The 11,678-nt window shown below is 53.9% G+C and carries 4 protein-coding genes; all 4 read left to right on the forward strand.

The features are described from left to right. The first annotated feature begins 183 nt into the window (after positions 1-183). Positions 184-5,844, forward strand: a complete 5,661-nt coding sequence (locus MKX63_RS28195) for a rhamnogalacturonan lyase family protein (protein WP_341021850.1) — start codon at positions 184-186, stop codon at positions 5,842-5,844. Between the two features lie 632 nt (positions 5,845-6,476). Continuing rightward, positions 6,477-7,781, forward strand: coding sequence for a BNR-4 repeat-containing protein (locus tag MKX63_RS28200; RefSeq protein ID WP_341021851.1), 1,305 nt, complete (start codon positions 6,477-6,479; stop codon positions 7,779-7,781). Positions 7,782-8,096: 315 nt separating this feature from the next. Next, positions 8,097-10,718: a phosphoenolpyruvate synthase gene (gene ppsA, locus MKX63_RS28205; protein WP_341021852.1), complete on the forward strand. Its 2,622-nt coding sequence runs from the start codon at positions 8,097-8,099 to the stop codon at positions 10,716-10,718. 46 nt (positions 10,719-10,764) lie between these two features. After that, a complete protein-coding gene (locus MKX63_RS28210) occupies positions 10,765-11,538 on the forward strand; it encodes an ABC transporter ATP-binding protein (RefSeq protein ID WP_341021853.1) in 774 nt (257 codons plus the stop codon). The last annotated feature ends 140 nt before the right edge of the window (positions 11,539-11,678 follow it).

An 11,678-nucleotide genomic window follows, 5' to 3' on the forward strand; every position in this document is an offset into this window, starting at 1 on the left:
TAGGCTGAAAGTGCTTTTTTTTGAGCAGAATGAATCCCTATTATTTGTTACGCTCCATATGAATGTTACCAGGAAAGGAGGCGGGAGTGCTCAAGCTCAAGCCGGAAGACAACTATGAGAGCATCTGCACAAGTGTCCCCTGATTTCTAAATTGATTTTAGAATAATAGGAGGAGTGAAGTACATGGGTAGAAAAAAGAGGTCTGTTCAGAAATCCTTGCTCACATTCATATTATCCTGTCTGCTTGTCTTACCGCTTGCCCTCCCGCCTGCTCCGGCACACGCAGCAACTACAGGGAATCTTCCTGCCCGTCAGGCAGAATATCTGGACCGTGGCTTGGTGGCTGTTCTGACGGATGGCGGTGTTTTTGTGAGCTGGAGGTACTTGAATACGGATTCGGATGAAATCGCTTACAATGTCTACAAGAACGGGATGAAGGTGAACCCGGCACCCATCACGGATTCTACCAACTATCTGGACACCACAGGTGCAGACAGCTCACAATATCAGATTTCTACAATTGTTGCCGGGAAGGAAGAGATGCAGCCCGATCGGGCAGCGGTGTGGCATAACTCTTATCTGCCGATTCCGCTGGATAAGCCTGAGGGTGGCCGGACCAAGGACGGGGGGACGTATTCCTATTATGCCGGGGATGCGACCGTTGGCGATCTGGACGGGGACGGGGAGTATGAGATCGTTTTTTTGTGGAGTCCGAGCAATTCCAAGGATAATTCACAAGCCGGGTATACAGGGAACGTCTACATCGATGCGGTCAAAATGGACGGCACCAAGCTCTGGCGCATTGATCTTGGCGTGAACATCCGGGCCGGGGCGCACTATACGCAGCTGATGGTGTATGACCTGGACGGCAACGGCAAAGCCGAGGTGGTGGTCAAAACGGCAGACGGCACCAAGGACGGACAAGGTACTGTCATTGGAGACGGCACCAAGGATTACCGTAATGACGGAGGTTACATCCTCAGCGGACCGGAATATCTGACGCTGTTCGACGGACAGACCGGCGCAGCGGTGTCCACCGTTGACTATGATCCGCCAAGAGGCAATGTGAGCGCGTGGGGAGACGGATACGGCAACCGCGTCGACCGGTTCCTGGCCGGGATTGCTTACTTGGACGGCGTGAAGCCAAGCGTTGTGATGGCCCGTGGCTATTATACAAGAACAACGCTTACCGCATACGACTACACGAATGGCGCATTGGTGAAGCGCTGGAACTTCGACACGAACCAAGCTGGCTCACAGTACGAAGCACAAGGCAATCATAACCTTAGTGTGCTGGACGCAGACGGGGACGGCAGAGACGAGATCATGTACGGTGCGCTGGCAATTGATGATGACGGCACGCTGCTGTACAGCACAGGGCTCGGCCATGGAGATGCGATGCACGCCGGGAAGCTCGATCCGAACCGGGAAGGATATCAGGTCGTCAGTGTGCATGAGCATAAGGATGCTGCTTACGGGCTGGAGATGCGCGATGCGGCTACAGGCGAGATCCTCTGGGGCCAATTCACCGGAAAAGACACCGGGCGGGGAATGTCCGCCGATATCGATCCGGAGCATCCCGGCTACGAGTCTTGGGCGTCCACGATTGTAAACGGGCAGATGGACCCGTTATCCCGAGGCTATTCGGCAGACGGACAGGTGATCTATGAACAGAATGAAGTGCCGCGAAGCGCGAATTTTGCGATCTGGTGGGATGGGGATCTTCAGCGGGAGCTGTTCGACCACGACTGGAATAACACTACCGCGCAAGGCATTCCGCTCATTTATAAGTGGGATTACCGGAATAAGCAGCTGAAGGAGATTTTTCGGGCGGCGGGTACACTGACTAATAATCATACCAAAGGCAACCCGGCCCTTCAGGCGGACCTTCTGGGCGATTGGCGCGAGGAGCTGTTGCTGCGCAGCGAAGACAGTACGGAGTACAGACTCTATACCACCACGATTCCTACAACCTACAGAATTCCAACACTCATGCAAGATCCGGTGTACCGGCTGGGCATTGCCTGGCAGAATGTGGCGTACAACCAGCCGCCGCACACCGGCTTCTATCTGGGGACGGAGTCCACGGCATTCCCCAAAGCCAATCTGACATTGACCGGCGCGCCGCAACCGCTGGAGCAGCTATTCCACTTCGGGTTCGGTACGGAGATTCCAGCCGGAACAACATCTGTGCAGGCTACGCCTTACACGGAGGGAACGGGATATGGTTTCGAGAGCATAAGTGGAATCACCTTAGGCACGGGCCACGCTTCTCTGCCGGAGAACACCAAGTTTGCGGTAGACCTGCCAAATGCCAACTACAAGGTGACGCTCAAGCTGGGCAGCGGAGACAGAGACTCGAACGTAGGGGTGAAATCCGAATTTGTGCAAAAGCTGGCACTCACTGGGGTACCTGCCGGAACACCACTACACTATTCCTATGATATTGCGGTGGTTGACGGACAGTTAGAGTTTATTTTCTCCGGCAAGGCAGCCGATGTGCAGGAGATTAAGATTGAGAAGTACCCGCAGAAGACGACGGGAACCGGAACAACCATCTATATGGGCGGGGATTCGACGATGCAGTCTTATAGCGGGATGCAGGCTCCGCAGGAAGGCTGGGGCCAGCAATTCGGTAACTACTTCAGCAGCGGAGTCACGATCCAGAATGATGCCATCGGCGGCCGGAGCAGCAAATCGTTCATGGTGGATGGCCGTCTGGATAGTATTCTGCAGCAGATCAGGCCGGGCGATTATTTCTTCATCTCCTTCGGTCATAACGATGCAAGTGTCGGCATCCCTGACCGTTATGCCTCTCCGGCAGATTATGCAGCGTACTTGACCCGCTACGTGAACGGAGCCAAGCAGCGCGGAGCCACTCCGGTTCTGTTAACGCCGGTAGGACACAGAGACTTCAATACGATCACTCAGGAATTTAACGTAAGCTTTCCGGAATACGTGAAGGCGGCAAAAGAAACTGCGGCTGCGCTGAACGTTCCGCTGATCGATCTGAGCCAGTTAAGCATTGCAGAGTATAACCGTGTCGGCCTGGCGGCTACGGAGAAGCTTTTCCTGTATGCCAATCCCGGGGAGTATCCGAAGTACCCGAACGGGGTCAGCGATAATACCCACTTCAGCACCTACGGCGCACAGGTCATTGCCGGTCTGGTAGCTGGCGCAGTGAAGGACATGGGCCTAAGTATATCCCCGTTCGTAACTAATCCCGGAGTCACGGAACCGGAGCCAGAGCCGGAGGTGCAGCAATATGCGGAGGACTTCGAGGGTGATCCGGCCGCAGCACAATATTCGATGGTGAATGCTACGGGCACTGCCGGAACTATGGCAGGCACGGTTACCGAAGAGAACGGGAACAAGGTATTGTCTGTGACGGGTTCCGGCTCCGGCAACCGCGCTAAGGTATTCCGCCTGTTTGATGCAGTGAACGGTGACATTGTGAATGTCGATTTCAACTGGCATTCCGGCAATGTGGGCGCTGCTCCGTCGGAGGGGCATCTGAGTCTGCAGGATGCGAATGAGAATTTGATTTTCACCCTGTTCAGCAAGACCGGAGCGGCAAGCCCGAATACGAACATTCATTATTTCACCGGCCCGTATACACCTGATTATGGTACCGGCACTACTGCCATTCCAGGGGGCGGGACCGCTACGGATATTCCCAAGAACCAGTGGGTGAATGTTAAGCTGAAGATTGATTTTGCCGGAAAAACCCTTGACCTCACATTAACAAGTCTCGCTAATCCAAATGTCACCCAGACGATCCGTGATATTCCGCTGAGTCCTGGCGTCTATGCGAATAACGTTAGGGGCTTGCGGTTCCTGGGTACGCGAAAAGGAGGAGGAGGCACGCTGAATTGGACTACCCAGATCGACAATGTAAAAATTGAAGGCACGAAGCTGCCGGTGGCAGCAGGCGACATGGCTGCGTTGATTGTGCTGCACAAAGATGTTAAGGCTATCGACCTGTCATCCTACACGGAAGCGTCTATAGCTGTGGTGCAAAGAGCCTTGAACGCTGCCGAAGCCCTGATCGGAACAACAGCCTCGCAGGCGCAGATTAACCATGCGGTGAATATGCTGAACGTTGCACGCGACTCACTGACCAGCGAGGTTGCCGGGGATGTTAGTACGTATTCCTTTGATTTTGGCTCCGGCAGTGCAGCAGACAGCTATACGAAGGTGGATGCCAAACGGGCCTACGTAGAAGGGAACGGCTACGGGTTCGCCGACACTGCGCTGGTCCAGGATGAGAACCGGGGAACCGGCAATCCGCTGACCGAGGACTTTACCCGTGTGAACGGCACTTCGTTTCTGGTGGAGATGAAGCCGGCGAATTACCGGGTGACGATGACTATCGGGGATGCGCAGGAAGTGACCCAATCCGGGGTTACGGTGGAACAAATGAACAAGCTGCCAGCCACCACCATCCCCTCCGGCCAATTCAAGGAAGTGACCTATGATGTCGCCCTGATCGATGGCATATTTAACTTCAGCTTCTCCGGCAGTACACCGAAGATCAACGCGCTGAAGATTGAACGCCTGCCGGAGAAGGTAGCGGCTGATAAGCCAACTCTCTATCTGGCGAGCGATTCCACCGTGGCCAATTATGCGGAGAGCTACCGTCCGCAGGCCGGATGGGGCGAGACGCTGGGCCGTTATTTTGACACTGACAAGATTGCCATTGATAACCGGGCAGTCGGTGGACTAAGCAGCAAAACCTTCCTGAACGGCGGATATCTAAACGATATTCTGCTCGGTATTCATGAAGGGGATTATCTGTTCATGCAGTGGTCGCATAATGATTCCACGCCTTCCCGGCCGGAACGTTATCTTACCCCGGAGCAGTTCAAGGAGTATCTGAAGGATTATATTAACGGCGCAGTGCAGAGAGGTGCGGTTCCTGTACTGGTTACACCAGTGAACCGGCGGGATTTCAGCGGTGAGGTGCTGAATAAGAGCTTCCCGGCATACGTGCAGGCGATGAAGGAAACGGCGCAGGAGACGGGAACGCTGCTGGTTGACCTGAATGAAGCAAGCTGGGAGTATTTTCAGGAGCTGGGTACAGAGGGCACCAAGTCCATCTTCATGTGGACGGGAAGCACAGAAGACAATACCCATCTACAGATGAACGGTGCGATTAAGGTATCTGAGCTGGTAGCGGGGCTTGTGAAGAAGCTGAATATTCCGCTGTCCGCCTGGGTTACCCTAGGCGAACCGCTCGCGGACGGCGCTCCGGGCCAGCCGGTGCTGTCTGATAATAACGGCCATGATACGGGGCTGCGGGACGGCGATTATACTGTTACGATGAATCTCTGGTGGGGCAATAATGGGACCCGCTTCAAGCTCTTCGAGAACGGCGAAATGATTGAGGAGGGCGCTCTGACAGACCAGTCACCGTCCGCCCAGTCAGTGCAGATTGATATTACCGGCAGATCGAATGGAACTTACGTTTATACGCTGGAATTGAGCAATGGGTATGGAGCGGTGACCAGCGAACCTTTGACAGTAATAGTCGCTGATGCTGCCCCGGGGCAGGCGGAGTTATCCAACGATAACTGGGACGGGGACGGCAGCTATGCGGTCACAATGAATCTGTGGTGGGGGACGAATGCGGCGGAATACCAGTTGTATGAGAATGGTATTTTGGTTGATACCCAGACTCTACAGGCGCATACCCCGGATGCCCAGTCCGCAGTCACTGCAATCTCCGGCAAAGCTCCCGGAACCTATGAATACGAAGCCGTCCTGCGCAACGCGGCAGGCGAGTCGAGATCTGAGAAGATGACGGTAACGGTGGGAAGTGAGCGGCGGGCTAAGACTGAATGATGCGCGTGCTGGTGTGAAAATTACTGGAAAAGCCCGGGGAACCGGGCTTTTTGTGCATATATTAGAAACTATTACAGTATCGGACCGAAGAGACCTTATCCCCACAAGAACACCACCTTTTGTAGCGTAACGGACTCAGGCGACCTTATCGTCTTTCTGCGAGACGTTTCGGAGCTGAAATGCAGGGGATAAGGTCCTTGCGGTCCGTTAATCGCTCAAGTGACGACTTTCTTCCCGGATAAGAGCACCTTAGTCCGTTACGCTAAGCCAAACGGTCCTAAAGAAAAACCTCATAATGACTGTGAAAAACAGCATACATTCAGGCCGCGTATTGGTGCCTCTCCCTACGCCGGATGCCGTCAATAGTAGCAGTAGAGTGAAAGAGAGTCGAAATTCATGCAGCGACGTGCAGCTATTGCGATAAAAGACCCCAGCTACAGCAATCTTGCAATAGTACAGTAACAATCCTTTAAGCAGCATGCTATTCTTGGGCCAGCAACCAGCAGCACCAAGAACACTAATACCTGGATAGTTGTTGAAAGGGGAGGCGGGGCTGGAGAGGAATGTATGCGTTTACATTTAAATTCAGTATGTCTTTGTGTAAGTCGATGAGATAAAGGAGGCGTAAATAGTTGAAGCAGATCAGTAAGTTACAAAAGAACCGAAACCCGAAACAGATCAAGCATTGGATGCTTGCTCTAGTGATGATGCTGCTGACGGTAGTACCTGCGGGGACGGGGAGCGCGGCGGCTGTGCTGGAGGAGGTGCCTTTTCCGATGGATTCCAGTAATCAGGCCGGTTGGTGGTCTCCACTTGCCACTTATGGGCTGGGCTATGAGTATGCTTATATGGCCTATAATGCTCCGGGGGCGATCCCCGGCAAGCATACGGTAGCTATTGCAAGAAGAGACAACGACGGTCTATGGAGCAAGCTTCCGCTCATGGATGGGACAACCCCGACGGAATATCTGGACGATCTCGGGCATAACCAGCCTTCTATGGCGAGAGACGGGAGCGGGCGGTTCCACGTTTTTGCTTCGATGCACAGCAATCCCTGGCGCTATTACCGCTCAGATACGGTGGGCGGGATTCCGCAGAACCACTCGGACGAGCTGCCCGCAGGCATGACGGTAACCTATCCGGTAGTGACGACTGCTCCGAATGGAGATCTGTATTTACTGGTGCGTGTTGATAAAGACCTGGCTGGCAAAAGAGAGGCTGTTCTGCTGCGCTGGAACAATGCCGACTCCGTATGGACTCAGGTAAAAACCATTGCGGCGCATCTGAACCGGTCTGTCTATCCGGATGACCTGGTCTTTGATGCGAACGGCGATCTGCATATCTTGTTCGAGTGGGCGTATTTTGCCGCCAGCCCGCTGCGCCATCAGTTGTCCTATCTGAAGTACAGCCCGTCCACGGGCGTATTCAGCAAAGCAGACGGAACTCCGGTTACAGCGCCGGTCTCGCTGACTACGGCAGATATAGTGCAGCCTATGGCGCCAAGCGAAGCCTATGTGCAGAGCGGCAGCGATCCCGGTGGTCCGGGAGTACAGAGTGCCAAGATGACGCTTGACTCTGCGGGGCATCCGGTCATTGCTTACCGTTACCGTGAGGAGGGCAGCACCAGCTTTGCTGTGAAGCAGGCGACTTACGGTACAGGAGGCTGGAACTTGCAGACCGTCTATAACGCAGCTCCAACCAACGCGGCGATCGATGTGACCTGGTCCGGTACAGCAGCCAGAATCTATTATGTCAAAAGCAGCGGTACAGACCGTGCGTTCATGGCAGTGAATAGCGGCGGAGGCTGGACCGAGAGCTCGCTTGCACCGGGTATCCCGGTTGAACGGCTGGCGGTAGACCGAAGTCCGAAGGGCATTGACATCTTGTATCTGGTAGATGTAACGAACCTGAAGCTCTACTACGGACGAAATAACTAGGCTGGGCAAGGGTGGTTCCACCACATAGCTATTCTACCAAGTGGAAAAGGCATTGCCATCCTACTAAAGGACAGTACCGTTTCAGCGAGAAATAGAATTCAAAAAAAGAACCCGGACATGCGCCCGGGTTCTTTCGTATTGCATCTATACATACACGATGATATAATCAACTGCGACTATTTAAAACTAATTGAGAACATAAAAAAGTCATCTTATATTTTTATCATAACATGCCGACATGAGGATGTCAAATTTTTTCTCGCCCGATATGTTTCCGCTTCACAAGTTCTAATTCACAAGTTAGGGGAGATTGGAATGGAATCACTCGTTCTCGGATTAAAAGAAATGGACCATGAACCACTGCTGCTGGTTGGCGGAAAGGGGCTGAACCTGGGCAAGCTGTCCCGGATGGAAGGCATCCATGTACCAGAGGGGTTCTGTGTAACAACCGAGGGGTATCAGCAAGCTACCCGGCATAATGAAGCGTATCATGCTTTGCTGGAACGGTTAATTGTGTTGCAAGCCAAAGACCAAGACCCGGCACAGATCAAGGACATCAGCAGAGCGATCCGCGAGACGATTGAAGAATCCGAGATTCCGCCCGAAGTTGCAGCAGCTGTGAAGCAGCGGCTATCCCGGCTTGGAGACGATCAGGCGTATGCCGTTCGCTCCAGTGCAACGGCAGAGGATCTGCCGCATGCGTCTTTTGCCGGTCTACAGGATACGTTCTTGAATATTGTCGGACTGGACGCCATTCTGGAGCACATCCGCAAATGCTGGGCATCGCTGTTCACGGATCGTGCGGTGATCTACCGCATGCAGCAGGGCTACGATCACAGACAGGTCTATTTATCTGTCATTGTGCAGCAGATGGTCGTCCCGCAGGTCTCAGGTATTATGTTCACTGCCGATCCTGTCACGAATAACCGCAAGCTGCTGTCGATTGAAGCCGGGTACGGTCTGGGGGAAGCGCTCGTCTCGGGCATGGTATCTGCGGATGTCTATAAGGTGCGGGGGGAGAACATCGTAGAGCAGCGGATTACCTCTAAAAAGCTGGCGGTCTACGCGTTACCGGAAGGCGGGACGGAAATCCGGCAGCTTGACCCGGAGCAGCAGGAAGCGCAGACGCTTACGGAACCGCAGATTGTGCAGCTCGCCCGGATCGGGAGACAGATTGAGGCCAATTTCGGAGCTCCGCAGGATATCGAATGGTGCCTGGCCGATGATATCTTCTTTATCGTCCAGAGCCGGCCGGTCACAACGCTATATCCCATCCCTGATTCCGGGGACTCGGAGAACCGTGCTTACATCTCGGTCGGCCATGGGCAAATGATGACAGACGCAATGAAGCCGCTGGGCTTGTCTTTTCACCTGATGGTTACTCCTGCCCCTATGCGGGTAGCCGGTTCCAGACTGTTCGTTGATGTCACCGCTTATTTGGCCTCACCAGCCAGACAGTCGATTATTGATACGCTCGGGAAGTCCGATCCCTTAGTCAAAGACGCGCTGCTGACGATCCTTGAACGCGAGGATTTCATACCCGTATCGCCAGAGCTTCAACCCGCCGCCAGTCCCGGTACAAGCAAACCAGGCATACCCGCTCCCCAGGAGCAAGACCCGCTCAAGTCTGATCCGGCCATCGTTACAGAGCTGATTAAGAATAACGAAGCCTCGGTTGGCGAATTGAAGCAGGCCATTCAGGGAAAATCCGGCGCGGAAATGTTTGATTTTATCCGTGGGGATATGAAGGAACTCAAGCGGCTGTTGTTCGATCCGCACAGTACAGCAGTGTTCATGGCTGCTATGGATGCTTCGGCCTGGCTGAACGAGCACTTGAAGGAATGGCTCGGCGAAATCAACGCAGCAGATACCTTATCGCAATCGGTGGACAACAACATTACCTCATCCATGGGGCTTGCGTTGCTTGATGTGGCCGATGTCATCCGTCCTTTTCCTCAGGTGACCGATTATTTGCAGCAGCACGTTCAAGACGGGGATTTCCTGACCGGACTCCTTGCGATAGAAGGCGGGCAAGCTGCCTATGCAGCGCTGACAGAGTATCTCGGCAAATACGGGATGCGCTGCACCGGGGAAATTGACATTACCCGAACGCGCTGGAGCGAGAACCCGGCGATTCTAATTCCGATGCTTCTCAGCAATATCCGGCAGTTCGCGCCGGGGGCCGGCAGACAGAAGTTCCAGCAGGGACTTAAGGAAGCCCGGGAGAAGGAGCGGGAGATCATAGAACGCTTGCAGCTGCTGCAGGATGGGGACGACAAGGTGCTGGCAACCAGACAACGGATTGAGCTGGTCCGGCATTACATCGGATACCGCGAATATCCGAAATACGGGATGGTCAGCCGCTATCTGGTATACAAACAAGCCATTATGAAGGAAGCGGACCAGCTCGTTCAAGCAGGCCTTGTTCATGACAGCGAAGATATTTTCTATCTACAATTCGAGGAACTATATGAGGCCGTTCGCACCGGTGTATTCGATGCCGAGCTGATTAAGAGACGCAAGGACGAGTTCAAATTCGCCGACAAGCTTACGCCGCCGCGTGTCATCACCTCAGAGGGGGAAATCCTGTCCGGCCGGTACAGACGGAAGGATCTTCCGCCCGGCGCCCTGGCAGGCCTACCTGTCTCTACAGGTGTAATCGAAGGACGGGCTAGAGTAATCCTTAATATGGAGGAGGCAGAACTGGAAGAAGGAGATATCCTGGTCACCTCATTTACAGACCCCAGCTGGACGCCGCTGTTCGTGTCGATTAAGGGCCTGGTCACCGAGGTCGGCGGGCTGATGACACACGGTGCCGTAATCGCTCGCGAGTATGGCTTGCCGGCAGTGGTAGGTGTTGAAAATGCTACCCGGCGGATTCAGGACGGGCAACGCATTCGTGTAGATGGAAGCGCAGGGTTCGTTGAGCTGCTATAATATTTCATTAAAGACTACTATGAGGGCAGGGGGGAACACCAAGAACATGATTATATCGCTAGAAAAGGTATCCTGGCGGCGTGAGCAGACAATTATTCTGCACGATATGAATTGGCAGGTACATGAGGGACAGCACTGGTGCATAGTCGGTCTGAACGGCTCAGGCAAGACGACCATGCTGAACGTTGTGAACGGCTACATCTGGCCGACAGAGGGACAGGTAGAGGTGCTGGGCCACCGCTTCGGCGATGTGGACCTGAGAGAGCTGCGCAAGCGGATCGGCTGGGTCAGCACCTCTTTGCAGCAGAAGCTGTACGGCCATCAGACGGCACTGAACATCATTCTGAGCGGCAAATTTGCCACGATCGGGCTATACGACAAGACAGAAGAACAGGACCTGAAGCAGGCAGAGGAGCTGCTGGAATTCCTGGATTGTTCGGCTTTGGCATCGCGCACATATGATACCTTATCACAGGGACAACGCCAGAAAATTCTTATCGCCAGGGCGCTCATTGCAAATCCTGATCTGCTCATCCTGGACGAGCCTTGTACGGGACTGGATATTTTTGCGCGGGAGCAGCTGCTGCAGATGATCGAGAAGATCACCAAGCAGGAAGGGGGCCCTACCTTGCTGTATGTGACCCATCATATCGAGGAGATTACTGCCTGCTTCACGCATACCCTGCTGGTTAAGAAAGGGGAAATCTACAAAGCGGACAAGACGACGGAGTGTCTGAAATCCGGGGTGCTCAGTGATTTCTTCGATACCCCGGTTGAGGTGCAGGAGCATCATAGCCGGAGATGGCTCACATTGGGGTGAAAATACATTGCAGAGAAGGCATAAACGCAGTAAGGTCGCCTGAGTCCGTTACGCTGCAAAAGGTCGCGTTTTCGCGGGGATAAGATCTCTCCGGTCCGATAAATAGTGTTTTGTACCCGGGAGACATGCCGTGTCCATTC

The sequence above is a fragment of the Paenibacillus sp. FSL R7-0179 genome, from assembly GCF_038002265.1.
In the GTDB taxonomy this organism is placed as follows: domain Bacteria; phylum Bacillota; class Bacilli; order Paenibacillales; family Paenibacillaceae; genus Paenibacillus_AQ.

Bases quoted from the DNA above. Each gene is read 5' to 3' on its own strand.
- MKX63_RS28195 (WP_341021850.1), top strand. From the start codon at position 184: ATGGGTAGAAAAAAGAGGTCTGTTCAGAAATCCTTGCTCACATTCATA.
- ppsA (WP_341021852.1), top strand. From the start codon at position 8,097: ATGGAATCACTCGTTCTCGGATTAAAAGAAATGGACCATGAACCACTG.
- MKX63_RS28210 (WP_341021853.1), top strand. From the start codon at position 10,765: ATGATTATATCGCTAGAAAAGGTATCCTGGCGGCGTGAGCAGACAATT.